The sequence below is a fragment of the Paracidobacterium acidisoli genome (genome assembly GCF_003428625.2).
GTDB classification, from domain to species: Bacteria; Acidobacteriota; Terriglobia; order Terriglobales; family Acidobacteriaceae; genus Paracidobacterium; species Paracidobacterium acidisoli.
In genome coordinates this window covers 92,142-114,000 of the sequence record NZ_QVQT02000001.1, presented here as the reverse complement: position 1 = coordinate 114,000, position 21,859 = coordinate 92,142, and the positions used below count along the sequence as shown (strand labels likewise).

17 protein-coding genes are annotated in these 21,859 nt (G+C 61.9%); 10 read left to right on the top strand and 7 right to left on the bottom strand.

The window, feature by feature from the left end; genetic code table 11:
* Positions 1 to 33: 33 nt before the first annotated feature.
* The 7 genes from D0Y96_RS00500 to D0Y96_RS00470 all read left to right on the top strand — a co-directional run bounded on the left by D0Y96_RS00500 (position 34) and on the right by D0Y96_RS00470 (position 10,754).
* On the top strand, positions 34 to 1,116 hold the full coding sequence (locus D0Y96_RS00500) for a threonine aldolase family protein (RefSeq protein ID WP_117297974.1): 1,083 nt from the start codon (positions 34 to 36) through the stop codon (positions 1,114 to 1,116).
* 94 nt (positions 1,117 to 1,210) lie between these two features.
* Positions 1,211 to 2,197 carry a glycosyltransferase family 2 protein gene (locus D0Y96_RS00495; protein WP_117297186.1) on the top strand — a complete coding sequence of 329 codons (987 nt, stop codon included), beginning with the start codon at positions 1,211 to 1,213 and terminating at the stop codon, positions 2,195 to 2,197.
* A 132-nt stretch (positions 2,198 to 2,329) separates the two neighbouring features.
* Positions 2,330 to 3,298 (top strand): quinone oxidoreductase family protein, encoded by a 969-nt coding sequence (locus D0Y96_RS00490; RefSeq protein WP_117297184.1) that lies wholly within the window; start codon positions 2,330 to 2,332, stop codon positions 3,296 to 3,298.
* A 131-nt stretch (positions 3,299 to 3,429) separates the two neighbouring features.
* A complete protein-coding gene (locus D0Y96_RS00485; RefSeq protein ID WP_350448933.1) occupies positions 3,430 to 5,427 on the top strand; it encodes an alpha-1,4-glucan--maltose-1-phosphate maltosyltransferase in 1,998 nt (665 codons plus the stop codon).
* Positions 5,428 to 5,456: 29 nt separating this feature from the next.
* Positions 5,457 to 8,771: a maltose alpha-D-glucosyltransferase gene (gene treS / locus D0Y96_RS00480; RefSeq protein ID WP_117297182.1), complete on the top strand. Its 3,315-nt coding sequence runs from the start codon at positions 5,457 to 5,459 to the stop codon at positions 8,769 to 8,771.
* Positions 8,772 to 8,789: 18 nt separating this feature from the next.
* Positions 8,790 to 10,028 (top strand): hypothetical protein, encoded by a 1,239-nt coding sequence (locus D0Y96_RS00475; protein WP_117297180.1) that lies wholly within the window; start codon positions 8,790 to 8,792, stop codon positions 10,026 to 10,028.
* Between the two features lie 21 nt (positions 10,029 to 10,049).
* Positions 10,050 to 10,754 (top strand): mechanosensitive ion channel family protein, encoded by a 705-nt coding sequence (locus D0Y96_RS00470; protein ID WP_117297178.1) that lies wholly within the window; start codon positions 10,050 to 10,052, stop codon positions 10,752 to 10,754.
* 11 nt (positions 10,755 to 10,765) lie between these two features.
* On the opposite strand, the gene D0Y96_RS00465 is transcribed toward D0Y96_RS00470, so the two are convergent.
* The 5 genes from D0Y96_RS00465 to D0Y96_RS00445 form a co-directional block, all read right to left on the bottom strand.
* Complete coding sequence (locus D0Y96_RS00465) at positions 10,766 to 11,494, bottom strand: MIP/aquaporin family protein (protein ID WP_117297176.1); 729 nt, start codon at positions 11,492 to 11,494, stop codon at positions 10,766 to 10,768.
* Between the two features lie 67 nt (positions 11,495 to 11,561).
* Entirely contained in the window at positions 11,562 to 13,124 is a 1,563-nt protein-coding gene (locus D0Y96_RS00460; RefSeq protein WP_117297174.1) for a glycerol-3-phosphate dehydrogenase/oxidase, read from the bottom strand.
* Positions 13,124 to 14,611 (bottom strand): glycerol kinase GlpK, encoded by a 1,488-nt coding sequence (glpK, locus tag D0Y96_RS00455; protein ID WP_117297172.1) that lies wholly within the window; start codon positions 14,609 to 14,611, stop codon positions 13,124 to 13,126. Before glpK ends, D0Y96_RS00460 begins: the two co-directional genes overlap by 1 nt.
* An 83-nt stretch (positions 14,612 to 14,694) precedes the next feature.
* Positions 14,695 to 16,107: a phytoene desaturase family protein gene (locus D0Y96_RS00450; protein WP_117297170.1), complete on the bottom strand. Its 1,413-nt coding sequence runs from the start codon at positions 16,105 to 16,107 to the stop codon at positions 14,695 to 14,697.
* Between the two features lie 3 nt (positions 16,108 to 16,110).
* Complete coding sequence (locus D0Y96_RS00445) at positions 16,111 to 17,781, bottom strand: lipase maturation factor family protein (protein ID WP_117297168.1); 1,671 nt, start codon at positions 17,779 to 17,781, stop codon at positions 16,111 to 16,113.
* Between the two features lie 166 nt (positions 17,782 to 17,947).
* Between D0Y96_RS00445 and D0Y96_RS00440 the strand changes: the two genes are divergently transcribed.
* Genes D0Y96_RS00440 through D0Y96_RS00430 form a run of 3 tightly spaced genes read left to right on the top strand, consistent with a single transcriptional unit; the run spans position 17,948 to position 20,219 of the window.
* Positions 17,948 to 18,994 carry a glycosyltransferase family 2 protein gene (locus tag D0Y96_RS00440; RefSeq protein ID WP_158562110.1) on the top strand — a complete coding sequence of 349 codons (1,047 nt, stop codon included), beginning with the start codon at positions 17,948 to 17,950 and terminating at the stop codon, positions 18,992 to 18,994.
* The gene (locus D0Y96_RS00435; RefSeq protein ID WP_117297164.1) at positions 18,991 to 19,593 is read left to right on the top strand and encodes a phosphoheptose isomerase family protein; all 603 of its coding nucleotides are present in this window, start codon (positions 18,991 to 18,993) and stop codon (positions 19,591 to 19,593) included. Before D0Y96_RS00440 ends, D0Y96_RS00435 begins: the two co-directional genes overlap by 4 nt.
* A complete protein-coding gene (locus D0Y96_RS00430) occupies positions 19,575 to 20,219 on the top strand; it encodes a D-glycero-alpha-D-manno-heptose-1,7-bisphosphate 7-phosphatase (protein WP_117297162.1) in 645 nt (214 codons plus the stop codon). Before D0Y96_RS00435 ends, D0Y96_RS00430 begins: the two co-directional genes overlap by 19 nt.
* Here D0Y96_RS00430 and D0Y96_RS00425 read toward each other — a convergent pair.
* Positions 20,196 to 20,936, bottom strand: a complete 741-nt coding sequence (locus D0Y96_RS00425; protein WP_117297160.1) for a transaldolase — start codon at positions 20,934 to 20,936, stop codon at positions 20,196 to 20,198. The two genes, D0Y96_RS00430 and D0Y96_RS00425, sit on opposite strands and share 24 nt — an antisense overlap.
* A gap of 52 nt (positions 20,937 to 20,988) precedes the next feature.
* Entirely contained in the window at positions 20,989 to 21,837 is an 849-nt protein-coding gene (locus tag D0Y96_RS00420; RefSeq protein ID WP_158562109.1) for a WecB/TagA/CpsF family glycosyltransferase, read from the bottom strand.
* Between the last annotated feature and the right edge of the window lie 22 nt (positions 21,838 to 21,859).

Sequence of the window (21,859 nt, the reverse complement as noted above, 5' to 3'; positions counted from 1 at the left end):
CTGTGCTGAAATGTTCGTATGTCTTCTCCTGCGATGAGTTCTGCTGAAGAGGCCTCCGCAAAGGTGTCGTCGTCCGCCCCTGTTGCGGCGATTGACCTGCGCAGCGACACCGTCACGAAGCCAACCCCGGCGATGCGCGCCGCAATGGCCGCAGCCGAAGTGGGCGACGACGTATATGGTGAAGACCCGACCATCAATCTGCTGGAAGCCAGGGCTGCCGCGGTCTTCGGACGCGAGGCAGCAATCTTTGTTCCGTCGGGCACGATGGGCAATCAGATCGCAATGCGTCTGCACACGCGTCCGGGGCAGGAGATTGTCTGCGAGGCGCGCGCCCATGTCGTCGACTGGGAGATGGCCATGGCCGCGACCTTTTCGGGCTGCCAGCTCCGCACCATCGCCGCGCCGCGCGGCATACTTACCTGGAAGCTGATCGAGCCGTTTCTCTATGGCAAAAGCTATCATCGCGCGCCCACGGGCCTGATTACGCTCGAAAACACGCACAACATGGCCGGCGGCGTGGCTCTTCCGCCTGAGGTGCTGGAAGAGATCTGGCTGGGCGCGAGCGAGCGGAATCTGCCTGTCCATCTCGATGGAGCCCGCATCTTCAACGCGTCCGTGGCGCTCGGCATCGGCGTGCGCGAGCTGACGCGCGGCTTTGCGACGGTGATGTTCTGCCTGTCGAAGGGGCTGGCCGCTCCGGTAGGCTCTTTGCTCGTGGGTTCGGCGGAGGCGATCGATCGCGCGAGGAATATTCGCAAGGCGCTGGGCGGCGGTATGCGGCAGGCAGGTGTGCTGGCCGCGGCCGGCCTGATCGCCCTGGAAGAGATGCCGCAACGGCTGCAGGAAGACCATGCCAACGCGCGGCTGCTGGCGGAGCACCTGGCGGAGCTGAAGCAGGTGGAGATCGATCTCGAAACAGTGCAGACCAATATCGTGATCTTCCGCCTGCGCGGTGAATCCTCTCCGGAAGAGCTGGTGGCGCGGCTGAAGCGCAGCGGCGTGCTGGCCAGCGTCGTGGGACCGCAGGCCGTCCGCTTTGTGACCCATAAGGACGTGGACCGCACGGCCTGCGCGGAAGCTGCCCGCATTGCTGTCGAAGAAATTGCGAAACTGTAAGAATGAGCAGGATTCCGCCGGAAAGGCGGCCAGGAAAGGGAACCAGTAAAAGAAACGGCTGCCTCGGTATCGCGTCTATATAATGAGGTAAGTCATGCCGAAATATTCCATCGTCGTCCCCTTCCACAACGAAGAAGAAAATGTCACCGCCATGTACGACCGGCTGAAGGCCGTGATGGAACAGGTGGGAGACAGCTTTGAGCTCATCTTCGTGGACGACGGCTCCAGTGATCGCACCTACAAGCTGCTGGAGGAGATCGCCGCGGTCGACAGCCGTGTGCTGGTTGTGAAGCTGCGCCGCAACTTCGGGCAGACCTCGGCGCTGGCTGCCGGCTTCGATCACTCGCAGGGCGAGTTTGTGCTGGCCATGGATGGCGATCTGCAGCACGATCCGAAGGAGATCCCTAACTTCCTCGAAAAGCTGGAGGAAGGCTACGACGTCGTCAGCGGCTGGCGGAAAGAGCGCATCGACAACTTCGTGATGCGGCGTTTTCCCTCGCGCTGCGCCAACTGGCTGATGGCAAAGCTCTCCGGCGTCAACATTCATGACTTCGGCACCACGTATAAGGCGTACCGGCGCGAGGTCATTCAGAACATCCCGCTGTATGGCGAGATGCACCGCTTCATCCCGGCTCTGGCCTCGTGGTATGGCGCCAGTATCTGTGAGATCCCGATTAAGAACGTCAACCGCGAGCGCGGCAAATCGCACTATGGTATCGGCCGCACCTTCCGCGTCTTCTTCGACCTGCTGACGATCCGTTTTCTGCTGAAGTACATGACGCGTCCGCTGCACTTCTTCGGTGCCTTCGGCGCACTGAGCATTCTGCTGGGTGGAGTGCTTTCGGTCTTTCTGGCGGTGCTGAAGCTGGTGACGCATCAGCATGTCATGGATCAGCATGGTCCGCTCTTCGTTATCGCCGGTATCCTGATCCTGGCGGGAACGCAGATGCTGGCCATCGGCCTGCTGGGTGAGCTGCAGGTGCGCCACTATCACACGGCCTCGCATCGCGCTCCCTATACGATTGACCGGCTGGTGCGGCTGCGCGCTCCTGAGGAGCCGAGCATTCTTTCAGAAAACTAATTGCTCCCGGCTCTTTACCCAAAATAATCAGAGGATGCCTCCCGTTGGGAGGCATTTTTTGCTGCTGTGCGATGACAGCATCCTGCTCCCGGCGTTGCATGAAAGCCCACTTCTGTGGCATGGTCATGCCGTATGAAAGCCATTCAGATTCTGCAGACCGGCGGCCCGGAAGCCCTTACTCTCAGTGATATTCCTGTTCCCGTGCCGAAGGCCGGTGAGGCGCTGGTTCGCATTCAAGCCTGTGGCGTGAATTTCATCGATATCTACTATCGCGAAGGCCGTTATAAGACCGCCCTCCCGTTCGTGGATGGCCAGGAGGCCGCAGGCATGGTAGAAGCCGTCGGCGAGGGCGTGGACGAGGTGAAGCCTGGTGACCGCGTTGCCTGGTGCAATATTCTGGGCGCTTACGCCGAATATGCCGCGGTGCCCGCGGCGAAGCTGGTGAAGGTGCCGGATGATGTGGACCTGAAGCTGGCTGCTGCGGCCATTCTGCAGGGCATGACGGCCCATTATCTCGCGCACTCCACCTGGCCCCTGAAGGCCGGTGAAACCGCTCTGGTACATGCGGCCGCCGGAGGAGTCGGGCTGCTGCTCACGCAGATGGCGTCGGCGATCGGGGCGCGTGTGATCGCGACCGTTTCGACGGAAGAAAAGGCGAAGTTGGCGCGTGAGGCCGGCGCGGCGGAGGTCATTCTCTACACCCAGGCGGACTTTGAAGCGGAGACGAAGCGGCTTACGGAAGGCCGCGGTGTCGACGTGGTGTACGATTCGGTCGGCAAGACCACCTTCGACAAATCGCTCAACTGCCTGCGCCCGCGCGGCATGATGGTGCTGTTTGGAGGCTCGAGCGGCGCGGTGCCGCCCTTTGATCCCATTCAGCTCTCGGTGAAGGGATCGCTCTTTCTTACGCGGCCGACCCTCGGCCACTACACGCTCACACGGGAAGACCTTGCATGGCGCGCCGGCGATGTCTTTCGCGCTATTGCGAAGGGCCGGCTGAAGGTGCGTATGGAGCACACCTATCCGCTGGCCGATGCGCAGCGCGCGCATCGCGATCTGGAAGCCCGCAAAACCACCGGCAAGCTCCTGCTCATTCCATAAGCGGCCTTTACCGGAAAGAAAGTGGATCGGCGCACAAGTTTTCCCGTTCACACAAAACATATTTTTGGAATCCGGCATCTTCTTTCTGAGGGCTGCATGCCGGAATACCTGCCGGGGAGAAAGTTGTTCGCGTGAAACTGACACAATTCGACGGACGAAAGCGTGTCGTCATAGAAGCGGTAACCCCTCAGATCGACTCGGGGTTGTTCCCGATCAAACGAACAGTGGGAGAAACAGTATCGGTTGAAGCAGACGTATTTGCCGATGGGCACGACCACGTTGCGGCTCAACTGCTCTGGCGGCCCGCCCAGGAAACCGTATGGCAGCGTCTGGAGATGGTCTCGCTGGGAAATGACCGCTGGCGCGGCGAGTTTCCGGTAACGCAGATGGGGCAGTATGCCTATACCATCGCGGGCCATATCGATCACTTCGATACATGGCGCGCCGACCTGCTGAAGCGCATGGAGGCCGGGCAGGATATCCGCGTGGACCTGCTCAACGGAGCCGTGCTGATCGAAGAGGCCGAGCGCCGTGCTGCGGGCGATGACCTGAAAGAACTGCGCCTCTGGAAGAATCTGCTTCGCGAGCACGTGGGCGACGAAGGAGTGAAGGAGACCGCGCTGCATCCCGGGCTCGCGGCGCTGATGCAGCGCTGTTATGACGAAACGCTGGAGACGCAATACGAGCCCGCTCTTTCCGTAACGGTGGATCGGAAGCGTGCCGGCTTTTCCGCGTGGTATGAGATCTTCCCCCGCTCGGCATCATTCGAGCCGGGCAGGCACGGGACCTTCAGAGACTGTGAGGAGCGGCTCGACTACGTTGCCGGTCTGGGCTTCGACGTTCTGTATCTGCCGCCGATTCATCCCATCGGCCGGAGCTTCCGCAAGGGAAAGAACAATGCCGTCGATGCCGCGCCAGGCGATGTCGGCAGCCCCTGGGCGATCGGAGCATCCGACGGCGGTCACACGGCGATCCACACGCAGCTCGGCACACTCGCGGAATTCCGCAGCCTGGTACGAAAGTCGAATCAGCTCGGCCTCGAGATCGCTCTGGACATCGCCTTCCAGTGCTCTCCGGATCATCCCTGGGTGCGCGAGCATCCGGAGTGGTTTAAGAAACGGGCCGACGGAACGATTCAGTACGCGGAGAATCCGCCCAAGAAGTATCAGGATATTTATCCGCTGAACTTTGAAAGCAGTGACTGGCGGGGCTTATGGAACGCGCTCAGAGATGTGTTTCTCTTCTGGCTCGACAAGGGAGTGAGCATCTTTCGCGTCGATAATCCGCATACCAAGGCCTTTCCTTTCTGGGAGTGGGCGATTGCGGAGATCAAACGCGACCATCCGGAGGCGCTGTTTCTGGCCGAGGCCTTTACGCGTCCGCGTGTGATGCAGCGGCTGGCGAAGCTCGGCTTTTCGCAGTCCTATACCTATTTCACGTGGCGTAATACAAAACAGGAGCTGACAGAGTATCTCGAAGAGCTGACGCAGAGCGAGCTGAAAGAGTACTTCCGCCCCAGCTTCTGGCCGAACACTCCCGATATTCTTCACGAGAGCCTGCAGACCGGCGGTCGGCCGGCCTTTATCAGCCGGCTGGTGCTGGCTGCGACGCTGAGCTCGAACTACGGCATCTATGGTCCTGCCTATGAGCTGTGCGTGAACCAGCCCGTGCGGCAGGGAAGCGAAGAGTATCTGGATTCGGAAAAGTATGAGCTGAAGCACTGGAATACAGACGCGCCGGAGAGCATTCAGGGAGTGATCACCGCGCTGAACCGCGCGCGCCGCGATAATGCGGCGCTGCACACGAATCACGATCTGTACTTCCACGCCACGGATAACCCGCAGCTGATCGCGTACAGCAAGTCGAATCCGGAGCGATCGAATATGATCGTTACCGTTGTGAATCTCGATCCTTTCCATACGCAGTCGGGCTGGGTCAGTCTTGATCTGGATCATCTGCAGCTTGGCGAGGAGGAGAGCTTTCAGGTGCGCGATCTGCTTACCGGGCAGACCTATCTGTGGCAGGGCCGGAGCAACTATGTGGAGCTGGCTCCGGAGAAATTACCGGCGCATGTCTTCCGCATTCTGCGGCGCGTGCGATCGGAAAATGATTTCGATTACTACCAGTAAGGATCGTCAGCAGAATGCAGGCACGTCAGATGACAATCGGAAAGCCAGGGAGCAATCCCGACCCCCTGTGGTACAAGGACGCAGTTATCTATGAGCTGCACGTCAAGGCCTTTGCCGACAGCAACAATGATGGTATCGGCGACTTTCAGGGGCTGATTCAGAAGCTGGACTATCTGCAGGACCTGGGCGTCACCTGCCTGTGGGTGCTTCCGTTCTTTCCTTCGCCTCTGCGCGACGACGGCTACGACATCTCCGACTACATGAACGTCAATCCCAGTTATGGAACGATTGACGACTTCCGCCAGTTTCTTGATGCCGCGCACGAACGCGGCCTGCAGGTGCTCATCGAGCTGGTCATCAATCACACCTCCGATCAGCACCCCTGGTTTCAGCGGGCGCGCCATGCTCCGCCAGGATCGCCGGAGCGCGATTTTTATGTGTGGAGCGGCACCGACCAGAAGTATCAGGATGCGCGCATCATCTTCACGGACACGGAGAAATCGAACTGGACGTGGGACCCGGTGGCGCAGGCCTACTTCTGGCACCGCTTCTTCTCGCATCAGCCGGATCTGAACTACGACAATCCGCTGGTCATGGAAGAGATTCTGAAGATTCTGCGCTACTGGCTCGATATGGGCGCGGACGGGCTTCGCATCGACGCGATTCCATATCTGGTGGAGCGCGACGGCACCAACTGCGAAAACCTTGCGGAGACGCATGCGGTGATCCGGGCGATTCGCTCCGCCATTGATGAAGGCTATGCCAACCGCATGGTGCTGGCCGAGGCCAATCAGTGGCCGACCGATGTGCGTCCGTACTTCGGCGATGGCGATGAATGCCACATGGCCTTTCACTTTCCGCTGATGCCGCGCATCTACATGGCGCTGCGTCAGGAGGACCGTTTGCCGATCACCGACATCATGGCGCAGACGCCGGATATCCCCGATAACTGCCAGTGGGGGCTCTTTCTGCGTAACCACGATGAGCTGACGCTGGAGATGGTGACCGATGACGAGCGCGACTACATGTATCTGGCCTACAGCGCCGATCCGCGCATGCGTATCAACATCGGCATCCGGCGCAGGCTGGCTCCGCTGCTCGACAACAATCGACGCCGTATCGAGCTGCTCAACAGCCTGCTCTTTTCCTTTCCCGGCACGCCGATTCTCTACTACGGCGACGAGATCGGCATGGGCGATAACATTTATCTCGGCGACCGCAACGGCGTGCGCACTCCCATGCAGTGGACGGCGGACCGGAACGGCGGCTTTTCGCGCTCGAATCCGGCGCGTTTGTACAGCCCGCTCATCATGGACCCGGTCTGGGGCTATGAGGCGATCAATGTCGAAGCGCAGCAGAGTGATCCGTCCTCGCTGCTGAACTGGATGCGCAATATGATTGCGCTGCGCAAGCTCTTCCAGGTCTTTGGACGTGGCAGCCTGCGCTTTCTCAATCCATCCAATCGCAAGATTCTTGCTTACGCGCGCCAGCTGGATGGAGAACAGGTGCTGTGCGTGGCGAATCTCTCGCGCTTCGCGCAGCCGGTGCAGCTGGATCTGGCGGAATTCGACGGCATGGTGCCCGTCGAGATGCTGGGATATGTTGAGTTTCCTGCCATTACAAAGCAGCCGTATCCGCTTACGCTGGCGCCATACGGCTTTCTCTGGCTGGAGCTGCAGCCCTCGCGGGAGGCCCCCGATCTTCCCGCGAAAACTCAGGATGATCACACCTTCCAGGTTGCCGGTGAAACGGACTGGGAGAGCATTCTGACCGGAGATGGTGTTCGCAGGCTGGAGAATGTGCTGCCGGAATTTCTGCTGCGGCAGCGCTGGTTCGGCGGGAAGTCGCGGACGATTCGAAGAACAGCGGTGAATGACTGGGCGCCCTTCGATGAGCAGCGCTCGGCTCTGATCTGTATCAGTGTCGATTACGATACAGGGGAGGCCGACAATTATCTGATGCTGCTGAGCATGTCGTTTGGTCCCGATGCGGAAAGCATTCGCTCTTCGCCCAATCAGGTACTGGCGTCGGTGGAGACGATGCGCGATACCGGCGTGCTGCACGATGCGCTGCAGCGCCGCAGCTCCTGCACGGCGCTGCTGGAGCTGCTGAAGAGCGGCGGCCGCATCGTCACCCATGCCGGCGTCATCGAGGGAAGTCCGGACAAAAAACTTGCTGAGCTGTGCCGCGATGCGGGCGAGCTGCCTCCGCGAATTGCCGGAGCCGAGCAGAGCAATTCGTCGGTGCTCTTTGACGACCGGCTGATCATGAAGCTCTTTCGCAGACAGCAGCCCGGGCCCAACCCGGATACGGAGATCGGCCGTTTTCTGGCGGAGCGCAGCACCTTCACGAACATCGCGCCCTTCTGCGGCTCCATTGAATATCAGCCCAAGGGCAGCGAGGCATCGACGCTTGCCATGCTGCAGGGGCTTGTGGCCAACGAGGGCGACGGATGGCAGTGGACGCTCGAAGAGCTGGAGCGGTATTACGAGGGCTGCGCTTCCAGTGTCTTTCAAGCCGGCGCACGCTCCGGCCCCGCCATACGGCTGGGCGAGCTGACCGGCTGGACGGTTCCGCCGGAAGTACACGAGCACGCCGGGCTCTATCTCGAAGCAGCGGGAACGCTGGGAAGAAGAACCGCGGAGCTGCATCAGGCGCTGGCCGGCTCAACAGACGATCCTGCGTTTGCTCCGGAGCCCCTCACGCCCGAAGATCTTTTCCGGCTGCGCGAAACGGCTGCGGCGCGAGCCGTGCAGGCGCTCGATGCGCTCAAGGCGAACCTGGCCACTCTTCCTGACGATGTTGTCGAAACCGCGGGTCTTGCCCTGGGCCGCCGCAAATTGCTGCTCGGACACTTCCGCAAAAATCTGCAGGTCGCCGATGGAGGCAAACGGACACGGGTGCACGGCGATTATCATCTGGGGCAGGTGCTTCGCGTGAAAAGCGATTTCGTTATCCTGGATTTTGAAGGCGAGCCGGCACGCTCGCTTGCCGAGCGGCGCGCGAAGCATTCGCCGCTGAAGGATGTTGCGGGTATGCTGCGCTCCTTCAGCTATGCTGCCTATGCGGCGCTCATCAAATACACCACGCGGCGGCCCGAGGACTTCCACCAGCTTGAGCCGTGGGCACGGTTGTGGGAGATATCCATCAGCGCCGAGTTTCTGCGCGGCTACCGGCAGGTGCCGGATCATGCCGCGGTCTGCCCGCAGTCCGCAGAGGATTTCGATGTCCTGCTCGAGACGTACCTGATGGATAAGGCGCTGTACGAACTCGAATACGAACTCAACAACCGGCCGGCCTGGATACATATTCCTCTGGCGGGAATTCTGTCTCTGCCTTTGTAAGCAGGGGGATAGCACGCGATGGCAAGAGTGGAACTTCCGGAAGAGACAAAACGCAGGATTGAAGCGATCGGTTCTGTCGACGTCCTGATCGGTGTCTGGGGCACAGTCGGCCGCGATGGTTTTTATGAACGCGCGGCGCAGGTGATTGCGGAGCTGGGCGAGACGGCGCAGAAGATCGTCTTTGCGTTTCCCGGAGACACGCCGCCGGAGCAGCCTCCCTCCGCTCCGGATTCGACCGTTGTGTGCCTGCAATATCCGTCGCCGTCTTCCGGACCAGCCGGCGAGCTGTGGATCGAAGCCGCATCGGCGCAGCGCTCCATTCTGGAGATAGCGGCGCTGCTGAACGCGGGAAGCTGTCTCGTCCTCAATGCAGATCTGGTTGCGCTCCATGTGCAGAGCATTCAGATGCTGCTCTACGCTTCGGTCGAAAAGCAGTGCGATCTGGTGACGCCGATTTATCCCGTCGGGAAGTACGACGGACTGATCAACAGCGGCATCCTCTCACCGCTGACGCGGGCGCTTTACGGGCGGCGCGTACGCTATCCTCTGCCATTTGAATTCGGCGTGTCGGCGCGGCTGAGCACGCGGCTTGCTCTGTCTGCGCGCTCGGGCAATCAGGCGGATCGCTCTCTTCTGTGGCCTGCGACCGTCGCCGCCATCGATGCTGCTCCGATCGGCCAGGTATATCTCGATGTGCATCACCACGTTCCCACCGAGGGTCTGGAACTAAGCGTCGTGCTTGCGCAGCTTGTCGGCTCCGCTTTTCTCGAAATGGAGCAGTATGCGGCGCAGTGGCAGCGCGTGCGCGCCTCGCAGCAGACGCCCACGTGGGGAACGCCCACGCCGCCCCCGGTGAGCGAGGAGCCAATCGATGCGAAGCCGATGATCGACTCATTTCTTCTGGGATCGAAGAACCTGGATGAGGTGTGGCGTCTGGTGCTGCCTCCCGTCACTCTGCTTGAGCTGAAGCATCTCGCTCGCCAGTCGCCGGAGCAGTTTCGCATGCCCGACACGCTGTGGGTGAAAATTGTGTACGACTTCGCTCTCGCACACCGGCTGCGCACCATCAGCCGGACACATCTGCTGGGCGCGCTGACGCCGCTCTACCTGGGATGGGTAGCGTCCTACGTCAGAGAAGTATCAAATATGACCCATGCGGCGGCCGAACAGCGGCTGGAGCAGCTGGCTCGCGCTTACGAAGACAACAAGCCATATCTGGTTTCGCGCTGGAGATGGCCGGACCGGTTCAATCCGTAGCTCCGTCGAAGGAGAAACATCATGTGGAATCAGGTCGAACAATCGCTTCACCAGTCGATGGTGCGGGTGATTAACAAGATCGCCATACTGCTGCCCGGCATTCTGGCATTCATCGTGGCGCTGTTGATCTTTCTTGTGATCGCCTGGGCGCTGGCCATGCTGGCGCGCCGCATTCTCATTGCGGTGAAGTTCGATGAGCGCATGGGTAAGGGAACAGGCACGATCGCCGAGTGGACGCCGCGCTACACGCCCACACTGCTGATTACGCGGGTGATCTTCTGGGGCTTCATCATCATCGGTCTGCTCGTGGGTGTCTCCGCATTTGAAGCGGGATCGTCGGAGGCCGGAATCTCCGCGTACATCTTCTCCTATATTCCGCGCATCATCGGCGCGGCGATTCTGCTTCTGGCCGGCACGGTTCTGGGGCGCTTCCTTTCGCGCAGCGTTCTTATCGCGTCCGTCAATCTCAACCTGAGCTACGCGCGCATTCTGAGCATGGGCGTGCGCTGGCTTATCTTCGTTCTGACTGCGGCCATGGTTCTCGATCATCTGGCGCTTGGTGGTGAGATCGTCGAGCTGGCCTTCGGAATCCTCTTCGGCGGCATTGTGCTGGCGCTGGCGCTGGCCGTCGGGCTTGGCTCGCGCGATCTTGTCAGCCGGTCGCTTGAGCGCGAAGCGGCGCGTCCGGTTGAGGTGCCTGCGCCGGAGCGCCTGCACCACTTCTGATTATGTTTTGATCAAGCGCCGATCCAGCGCAGCACCAGCCCTGCCAATATGCCTCCGGTGGCAGGGCCGAGAATTGGAATCAGGGCATAGCCCCAGTCGCTCGATCCTTTGCCTGCAATCGGCATCAGAGCGTGCGCCACACGCGGTCCCAGATCGCGCGCGGGATTGATCGCATAGCCGGTCGTTCCGCCGAGCGAAAGGCCGATTCCCCAGACCACGCAGCTCACCAGCCACGGCGACAGCCCGGCCGCCGCGCCCGAGGTGAGCACCAGCTTCGAGCTCATCGCGCCCGCCACCAGCACAAGAACCGCGGTCCCGATCACTTCGCTCAGAAAGTTTGTCAGCGGATTACGGATCGCCGGACCGGTGCAGAAGACGGCGCGCTTCAGCTCCGGATCATCAGTGATCTTCCAGTGCGGATAGTAGTGAAGCCACACCAGCACCGCCCCCGTGAATGCGCCAAGCATCTGCGCCAGCGCGAAGCCTGCGACATGGCCGAAGCTGCCGGACTGCGCCGCCGATGCCAGGGTGATCGCCGGATTCAGATGAGCATCGGCGCTGCCGAAGAGCTGCGCGGTGAAGATGCCGCACAGCACGGCGAGCATCCAGCCCGTCGTAATGACCATCCAGCCGCTGCCCTCCGCCTTCGAGCGCTTCAGCAGCACGGCCGCGTTGACACCATCACCCAGCAAAACCAGCATGAGAGTTCCCATGAACTCTCCGAGAAAAGGACATCTCATTTGCCGTACTCACACTTTCCTGATGCCGTCACCATAGTTGTTCGATATCCATCGCTGTTTGCCGGCATCACATCACCAGATACTGCTGCGCCAGCTGCCGGAAGGATTCGACCTCACGGGCGATCCACGCATCGTCGAGTCCCAGTTCCTTCGCCATAAGACGCGCCGCCGGCTCAGCCATCGCGATTGCCGCGCGCGCATGAAGAAACAACGCCCGGTTCCGCCGGGCCAGCACATCTTCCACCGTGCGCGCCATCTCTGCGCGGGCGGCCCACACCACTTCAGCGCCGGTGCAGGGCAGCTCGGGATGAAGCGGCGCGCGCAGCGCCGGATCGGCATTGCCAATGGCGCGAATCTCATCGGCATCCGATCCATAGACCCACAGACTGCCCAGATCCTCGATCTCTTCGCGATAGCCGTGAATATGCAGGGTTTTGGTGACGCAGGGCTCTTCCCGCAGCCGGCCCAGCGTGATGGCATGATCCACGCAGTCTTCCGCCATGTGCCGGTAGGTGGTCCACTTGCCGCCGGTCAGCGTCAGCAGGCCCGAGTTATCGACGTGAATGACATGATCGCGGGAAAGTGCCGATGTTTTGCTGTCGCTGTCGGCTTTGACCAGGGGCCGGATGCCCGCATAGACGCTCAGCACATCGCTTCGCTGCGGCGGACGGCTCAGGTAGAGCCCCGCCGTCTCCAGGATAAAGCGGATCTCTTCCTCAAGCGGTTTCGGATCGTAAACGGCTTCCTCCAGCGGAGTGTCCGTCGTGCCGACGACAGTGTGATCGTGCCAGGGAATGGCAAAGAGCACGCGTCCGTCACTGGTGCGCGGCACCATCAATGCGGTGTCTCCGCGCAGAAACGAGCGGTCGAAGACGAGATGAATGCCCTGGCTCGGAGTCATCATCTCCGCCGCGTCAGGATCGGCAAGCCTGCGAATGCGGTCGGTAAAAATGCCGGTGGCGTTGATGACGACCCGCGCGGCAATGGTGAAGGATTCGCCGGTCTCTTCGTCTCTGGCGATGGCCCCGTTCAGGTAGCCCTCCTCGTCTTTGGTCAGCTCGATCGCGGGCATGTAATTGATCAGCACCGCTCCATGATCGGCGGCCGTCATCGCGAGGTGAATGAGCAGGCGGGAGTCATCAAACTGGCCGTCGTAATAGATCACGCCGCCGCGCAGCCCATTGGTCTCGAGCGTGGGCAGCAGCTCCAGCGTATCTTCCGGCGAGAGCAGGCGCGATTTGCCGAAGCCATATTTGCCGGCCAGCATGTCGTAAAGCTTCAGTCCGATGCCGTAGAACGGCGCCTCCCACCAGGAATAATTCGGAACGACGAAAGCCAGGTCATGCACCAGGTGCGGAGCGTTCTGCCGCAGCAGCCCGCGCTCCTTCAGCGCCGACATCACCAGCGAGACGTTGCCCTGTTCGAGGTAGCGCACGCCGCCATGCACCAGCTTGGTGCTGCGGCTTGAAGTGGCCTTGCCGAAGTCCTGCGCCTCCAGCAGCAGCACGTCGAAGCCGCGCGAGGCCGCATCGACGGCAACGCCGACACCGCTGGCTCCGCCGCCGATAATCAGCATGTCCCACGGCGTGCTGCGCTCGCGCAGCCTCTGCAGCATCTGCTCGCGCCGCATCAGCGAGACCAGCCCCTGGCGCGCTCCACCGCATGATTCCAGCGCTCGCGCCGTGCCTGCACTTCAGCGGGATGCATCTTCGGCTCAAACCGCGTATCGCTCTTCCGGTGCGACCAGATCTCCTTTGGATCTTTCCAGAAGCCGACCGCGAGTCCTGCCAGATAGGCCGCGCCCAGCGCCGTCGTCTCCGTGACCTGGGGACGAACCACAGGAACGCCCAGCAGATCGGCCTGAAACTGCATCAGCATATCGTTGACGGCTGCGCCGCCATCGACGCGAAGCTCGGGAATGGCCTGGCCGGTCTCCGAGCGCATCGCGTCCAGCACATCCGCCACCTGAAAGGCGATGCTCTCCAGCGCCGCTCGCGCAATGTGTCCCGGCTGTGTGCCGCGCTGCAGGCCGATCAGCATGCCGGAGGCATACGGGTCCCAGTGCGGCGCGCCAAGGCCGACAAAGGCCGGAACGAAGACGACGCCATCGCTGTCCGGCACAGACATAGCCAGCTCTTCCACTTCAGAAGAAGTGCGGATCATGCGCAGATTATCGCGCAGCCACTGCACCACGGCTCCGCCGATAAAGATGCTGCCTTCGAGCGCATACTCCAGCCTGCGCTCAACGCTCGCCGCCAGCGTCGTAATCAGCCGGTGCTTCGACTGCACAAACTGGTTGCCGATATGCTCCAGCAGAAAGCAGCCGGTTCCATACGTGTTCTTCGCGTCGCCAGGGTGCAGGCAAAGCTGTCCGAAGAGTGCCGCCTGCTGATCGCCCGCTATGCCGGCGATGCGAATCCCGCTGAGCGCCAGCGTGGTGGTCACGTCGCCCACCGGCTCGCTCGACCACACCACCTCCGGCATCATGCTGCGCGGAATGCCGAAGAGCTTCAGCAGATCGTCATCCCACTGCCCGGTCACGATATTGAAGAGCAGCGTGCGCGATGCGTTGGTCGTGTCGGTGACATGCTTTGTGCCGCTGGTCAGGTTCCAGATCAGCCAGCTGTCGACGGTGCCGAAGGCGAGCTTTCCATCCTCTGCGCGCTGCCGCGCGCCGTCCACATTCTCCAGAATCCAGGCGATCTTCGTGGCCGAGAAATAGGGGTCGATCACCAGCCCGGTCCGCTCGCGGATCATGGTCTCCGCGCCCGAGCCGGTCAGCTCTTTGCAGCGCGACGCCGTACGCCGGTCCTGCCAGACGATCGCGTTATACACAGGCCGGCCCGTCTCACGATCCCACACAATGACCGTTTCGCGCTGATTCGTAATGCCCGTGGCGGCGACATCGCGCGGACGCACACCTGCCTTGCCCAGCGCTTCAACGGCCGAGCTGATCTGTGACGTCAGGATTTCAAACGAGTCGTGCTCGACCCATCCGGGCTTCGGATAAATCTGCTGAAATTCATGCTGCGCCTGGGCGGCAATTTCGCCGGAGTGGCTGAAAAGAATGGCCCGCGAGCTGGTCGTTCCCTGATCGAGCGACAGGATGTAGGGCATCGAATCGGTTTCCTCGCGGAGACCAGTAGACACGGTTTGCTCTGCCGGAGCAAGCCCTCGCTGCCGCTCGAATATGCGGCCTTTCAGCGGCGCAGTCGGCGCAGCGCCAGCTTCGCCGCATGGTACCCGCACATGCCGTGTACGCCGCCGCCGGGAGGCGTGGAGGACGAGCAAAGATACAGGTTCGGCACGCCGGTGGCGTATTCGCCGAGGGCGGGGCGAAGGAAGAACTGCCGCAGCGTGAAGGCTCCTCCGTTGATGTCGCCGCCGATCAGGTTCGCGTCCATGGACTCAAGCACAGCGGGCGATGATACGCGCCGCGCCACCACGCAATCGCGGAATCCCGGCGCGAAGCGCTCAATCTGTGCCTCGATGCGGCTGGTCATATCGATCGTCGAGCCGTTCGGCACGTGACAGTAAGCCCAGGCAATGTGTTTTCCTTCCGGTGCGCGGCTCGCATCGAAGAGCGTCGGCTGAGCGAGCAGCACAAAGGGCTCGTCGATGTGCTGTCCGTGGCTGGCGGCATGTTCCGATCGCGCGATCTCCTCGAAGGTGCCGCCCAGATGCACGGTGATGGCGCGCCGGCACTCCTGCGCCTTCCACGGAATCGGCTCAGACAGGGCATAGTCGATCTTGAAGGCTCCGGGACCATACTGAAAGCCCTCCAGCGCCCGCCGGTAAGACTGGGCCAGGCGGCCTCCGGCGATGGAGAGCAGCTGCTGCGGCGTGACATCGCAAAGAATCAGCGAGTCCTCGTGATCCAGCTCGTGCAGCGCCGTGATGCGGCGTCCGGTATGAACGGTTCCGCCGCGCGATTCCAGGCAGCGAATCAGCGCATCGGGAATCGCCTGCGCGCCGCCCCGCGGAATGGGCCAGCCAAGCGCATGCACGGTCGCGGCGAACATGATGCCGACGGCTGCGGTCAGCGGCTGATCGAGCGCGAGAATCGAGTGCGCCGCGAGGCCGGCAAAGAGGCCGCGCGTCCGCGGGCTCTGAAAGCTATTGCTGCTGAAGGTTTGGGCAGAGGTCAGCGCTCTGAGGCCGAACTGCGCCATCAGAAACGGATGCCGTGGGATGCGAAGCGCCGGTCCCAGAGCGTCTTCGGCAAATGCGGTCCAGTGATCGACGATGGGCTGCGCCATGCGCCGCCACGGTTTGCCGTCCGCGCCCAGCGTGCGCTCAGCCTCTTTCAGATCGCGTTCGAGAACGGCCGCCGTACCATCATCGAACGGATGCGCCAGGGGCGCTGACCCGTGAATCCAGACCAGGCCGTTCTGTTCGAGCGGCAGCGAGCGGAAAAACGGCGAGCCCACGGCCATGGGATAGACCGCCGAGCCGAAGTCATGGCGAAAGCCGGTCAGCGTCAAAGGAAGCGTTCGCGCGGCGCCTCCGGGCTGCGTTTCCGCCTCGAAGACATCCACCGGCAATCCGGCCTGAGCCAGGACAATCGCCGCCGCCAGCCCATTCGGTCCCGATCCGATCACAGAGGCGCGCATATCTTAATTATGCTGCGGCAGAGGCTCCGGCCATTGCACCACTCCGAACTTTCCTGCCACCGTACGGGTCAGCACCGGAGCGTACAGGCCGATCGGCTCGCGCCGCCACCAGTTTCCCGTGCTCTTCTTTTCCGCCATGGACGTAAACCAGTACTGCCACAGCACGGCGCGAACGTAGCGCGGCGGCGCCTGGGCAAAGGGGTTGCTGCGAAAGAGAGCCAGAACATCCGGACTGGCTTCGAGCAGACGCTCCTCGGTCATGGGAACGATCTGATACTGCTGCCAGTCGCCGAGCGAGGCGAACCAGAGATTCCAGTCGAAGCGCGGCTGGTACGGCGCGTAAATGCGCGGCGCCTCATTCAGCGCCTGCGGTTTGTTGCGGAAGGGATACGGCGTCCAGTTCTGCCCGTCATTCGAGCCCTGAAATTCAATCTCATACCGGCCGCGCGTCATCACGGCGAAAAGGCCGTACCGGTTAGCGATGCGAAGCGGCTCGAGCGCGATGACAGGCCCCGATGGCAGCGGCAGATCGGGGAAGGGCATCCGCAGCAGCTCTGCCGTCGTGTCATAGGCAATCCACGTCAGCAGCACGGCGACCACCGCCAGACGCAGTGCCCGCAGATGATCGGCAGTGCCGCGGCGGGGCGCAGCCGGCTTCTTCTCTTCCTTTGCCGCACCCTCGGGTGCAGAGAGAATCGACAGGACCGGCTCGGTTTGATCTGCGTTGTCGCTCGATTGTACGGACACCTCGCGGGGCAATCTGCTGCGCCAGCGCGTGGGCACCAGCCAGCGAATGCTGCGGTCGTCGAGCAGCAGAAAGCCGAGGCAGAGGACGAGGTAATTCAGAAAGGTGTAATTGGCCGTGAGAATCACGCCGATCTCCCACGGCGTGACGATGAAGAAGCAGATCAGCCGCAGCCGCCGCGGCAGAAACAACATCCAGACGATGCCCAGCTCCATGACCAGCGTGCCGGCGGCCGTGGCTACATGAAACCAGTGCGGCAGGTGCTGCACATACCAACCGATCCACGTCGGGAGCGGTCCGTTCTGGTAGTACTCATCCATCGCGGTCAGGCTGCGCCACTCCGGATCGCCGCTCAGCAGCTTGACGATGCCCGATTCGAAGTAGATGCGGAACCACTCCCATAACAGGAGGAACAGGGCAGCGCGCCGGACGGGGCTGCGCTCACCCCATCCGGGCAGCAGACCGCCTGGCGTGAAGAAGAGCGCGATGAATCCTGCTTCCAGCAGCATGCCGTCCGACTGATAACCGGAGAAGTCTCCGGCGGCGCTGACGAAGGAGAGGAAGCAGACAAAGCAGAGGGCAAAGCACAGCCGCGGCCAGAGATTGAAGAGCGCCACCACCGAGGCAGCCAGGCCGATCCAGGTGACGGCCATCAGCATGTGCGATCCGGAGGAGAGCCAGAAGAGCGTCGGCGCATACCAGAAGCGCTGCGATCCGAGATGCTCGGCAACGGCCGCGAGATACTGCTGCGCCGGAAGAATGCCCTGCGGCCCGATCAGTCCTTTGATCTGAAACAGCAGCGAGAAGAACGCGGAAAAATAAATCGCCGCCAGCGTGCGCAGAAAAATCCATCGCGGAATCTGCCGGTCGGTCAGACCGCTCTGCGAGCCGAAAAGCCAGCGGAGAATAGTTGCGGGGCTTCGATCCATAGAATCTGCGCGTGATACGGAGCGGCATGCGCCGTAACAGCGCGTCCCGAGTACATTACCAAAGTCTCGACACGGGCAAAAGAACGCCGCTCCGCTCCGAGGCTCCGGGATATGCTGAAAAAACCTTACCCCAATTCTGAAGATGAGCGAGAGTGCGGAGATGCCTGTGCCTTCTGCCGCTGTGGATACCCCTCTGGTCAGTGCCGTCATTCCCACACGAAACCGGCCTGCGCTGCTGATGCAGGCGGTGGGCAGCGTGCTGCGCCAGAGCTGGCCGAACCTCGAGGTCATCGTCGTCGTCGACGGCTGCGATCCGGAGACAAGCGGCCATCTTCGTGCGATTGACGATCCACGCGTGCGCATCATCGATCTGCCGGTCCCGGCGGGCGGGTCGGAGGCGCGCAACATCGGCGTTCGCGCGGCTCGGGGCGTATGGATCGCCTTTCTCGACGACGACGATGAATGGCTTCCCGCGAAGCTCAGCCGCCAGATGCACCGCGCTCTGTACCTGCAGGAGGATTATCCGGTTCTCTCTTCGCGCTTCATCGCCAGCTCTCCTCGCGTCAGCTTCCCCGTGCCGCGTGTGCTTTACCGGGAAAACCAGGCCGTGGGTGACTATCTTTATAGCCGCGACGGGCTTACAGGGGGCGGAGGCATCCTGCAGACTTCGACCCTGCTCATGCCGCGCGAGCTGCTGCTTGCCGTGCCGTTTCGCGCCGGCCTGCGCATGCATCAGGACTGGGACTGGGTCCTGCGCGCGGCGGCCCGCAAAGGCGTTCGCATTCACATGCTCTCCGAGCCGCTCGCGCTCTGCCGCATTGAAGACGGCCGTGACAGCGTGGGCCGCACACCCGACTGGAGATTCTCTCTGCAGTGGGCGAGAGAAGTGCGCCAGTATCTTTCGCCCCGGGCATTCTCCTGGTTCATTGCGATCCAGTGCGTGTGGCGCGCGGCGCAAAGCGGAGCCACGCTCAGAGAAAAGCTTCTCCTGCTGCGCGCCTTTCTGCTGGAGGGGCGCCCCACCTGGAATGCTGCGCTGCACTTCCTCATCTTTGCCTGGGTGCCGGTCACACTCCGGCAATCGCTCAGAGACCGCATCCGAACGTCCAGCCGCGGCGCAGCCGGGCAGAGCTCTCGGGGGATGATCCGCGCGCGCAGAAGTTCAGGCCGGATGCAGAACCGCGCCAGCCTGCAGGAGAGCAGCCTTCGATGACCAGTGGGTATACAGCAAGCTATCTTGCCGAAGTGCAGACCATCGCGCGTTCCATGGACGGATCGTGCGTGGATCGCATGGTTCATCTTCTCGTCGAAACGCGCCGTCAGGGTGGACGCGTCTTCTTTCTGGGGGTCGGCGGAGGCGCAGGGCACGCCGGCCACGCGGTCAACGACTTCCGCAAGATTGCGGGCATCGAATGCTACGCACCCACCGATAACGTCTCAGAGCTGACCGCGCGCATCAACGATGACGGGTGGGAGTCCAGCTACGCGAACTGGCTGCGTACCAGCCGGCTCGGCGCGAAAGATATGCTCTTCGTCTTTTCCGTCGGCGGCGGCAATATCGAGAGAAATATCAGCGTGAACCTGGTCGCCAGCCTTCGCCTTGCGCAGCAGGTGGGGGCCCGTGTGCTGGGAGTCGTAGGCCGCGATGGCGGATACACGGCACAGGTTGCCGACGCCTGCATCGTGATTCCAACGCTTTCTCCGGAGACTGTGACCCCGCATACGGAAGAGTTTCAGGCCGTCGTCTGGCATCTGATCGTCTCTCATCCCGGCCTGAAACAGAACGAGATGAAATGGGAATCGACCGCATAACAGCACGGCGCGGAATCTTTCTCGACCGCGATGGCGTGATCAACCGGAATATTCTCTATCCGGATACGGGAAGATTCGAGTCGCCACGAACCATAGCCGACTTTCATCTCGTGGAAAATGCAGTCGAAGCGATGCAGAGACTACAAAGGGCCGGATATCTTCTGTTTCTTGTCTCGAATCAGCCAAACTATGCTCTGGGTAAGTCAGACCTGCATACCCTGCAGAAGATTCACCTTCGTCTGAAGCTGGAGTTAGACGCGGGAAAGATCGCTTTCTCCGCCTTCTATTACTGCCTGCACCATCCCCGCGGAATTGTACCTGGCTACAGCGGAAACTGCGCGTGCCGAAAGCCTTCTCCGGCATCGATTCTTCGCGCGCAGCGGGAGTTTCATCTCGATCTCGCAAACTCCTGGATGATTGGCGACCGTTCCACCGATACAGAGTGCGGCCGGGCGGCTGGTGTCGGCACCATTCGCATCGCCGATGAGCTTACACAGCAGCCGGTGACCGATCCAAATGCCGGCTTCATCGCATCCGGTCTCGCCGAGGCCGCCATGTATCTTCTCGCCGGCATGGAGCCGGTCATGCCGCAGCGTGCGCCGTCAGACAGGCTGCATGACCGCTGACCTGATCCGGTACTCCGCCGCCCGCGCATCCTGATAGAACATGTCTACGGTCTCCAGCGAATAAGCGGTCAGATCTTTTCCGATCAGCGAGAGCTTCTGCAGCATCTCCGACGGGACCGTGATGATGTGGCAGCCCGCGTCATTGGCCTGAAAGACGTTCAGCAGCTCGCGCGGGCTGGCCCAGAGCAGCTCCGCTCCAGGGTGCAGGCTGAGAAGCTCGCGCGCGGCGCGCATCACCGGGACGGGATCGATGCCCGTATCGGCGATGCGGCCCGCGAAGACCGACACGATGGCCGGAGATGAAGGAGCGAGTGCGTCCACTGTTCGCTTTACCTGATCGAGCGTGAGAATCGCGGTGATATTCAGCGTGACGCCCGCGGAAGACAGACGCCGGATGAGCCGCTCCGGAAAGATGCCCTGCCGGTTGGTGATCGGAATCTTTATATTGACGTTCGGCCCCCAGCCTGCGATGGTCAGCGCCTGATCCTCCATCTCGTCTTCATCGTCGGCAAAGACTTCGAGCGAGACCGGCCGGTCGGGAATAGCGCGCAGAAGGGCACGGCCGAAGTTTTCGTAGTCGGCCACGCCGGCCTTTCGCATCAGCGTGGGATTTGTCGTGAACCCGCGAATCCATGGGTTTGCGCTCAGGCGAAGGATGCTCTGCATATCTGCGCCGTCGCTGAAGAGTTTCACAGTAAGATCTTCGATTCGTGGCATCGCTGCTCCTCAAAGCACTTCTGTGCTGCCGTTTGCCCTGCCGATCCTGCGGTTAATCCGGCCCTGCGGCTCCGGGAGAGGGAAGAGGCTCGACCGGCATCTGCTGCCGTATCCACAGGCGGAAAACGAGCCAGATGAAATGGGTGTTGCCGATCAGATATCTGCGCCACAGGCGCCGTGGCTCGCGCAGCAGGCGGTAGAGCCACTCCACCCCAAGGCGATGGGTCCACGCCGGGGCGCGATGCCGCAGCCCGGCCTGTGTGTCGAGTGCCGCGCCGACGGCAATGGCTGCGCGGATCGGCAGAGAGGGGCAGTGCTCGTGCATCCATATCTCCTGCCGGGGAGCGCCGAAGGCGACGCACAACAGATCGGGCGCTGCCTGCGTAATCTGCTCGCGTATCTTTGCGACCTCTTCCGGATCGGCCTCGAATCCGAGAGGAGGGCAGTACGTTCCGGCAATCTTCAGGCCGGGATAACGCCGGGTGAGCGTTGCCGCGGCTTTTTCCGCCGCCTCCGGAAGGCCGCCCAGGAAGAAGACCGTGAAGCCATGTGCGGCTGCTTCCGCGCACAGGCGCTCCATCAGATCGCCGCCCGTCACGCGCTCCGGAACCGGCTTGCCCAGCAGCCGCGATGCCCATACGACCGAGACCCCGTCGGCAACCGATAAATCGGCTGCCTGCAGAGCCGACGCAAAGCGCCTGTTCTGCTCCGCCAGCGTGACGATCTGCGCATTCGGTCCAACGATGAGCAGAGGCTGCTCTGCGCGTTGCCGGATGCCTGCCACCACCCAGCCGGCTGCGTCGTTCATCGGCATCCGGTCCACATAGACGTGATCCATCCGAAATTCCACCGGCTTGGCCGCGCGGTGCATTGCCGGCTTCGACCCGGTGTTTTGTGCCACATCCGTGCGGCGTTCTCCTGCG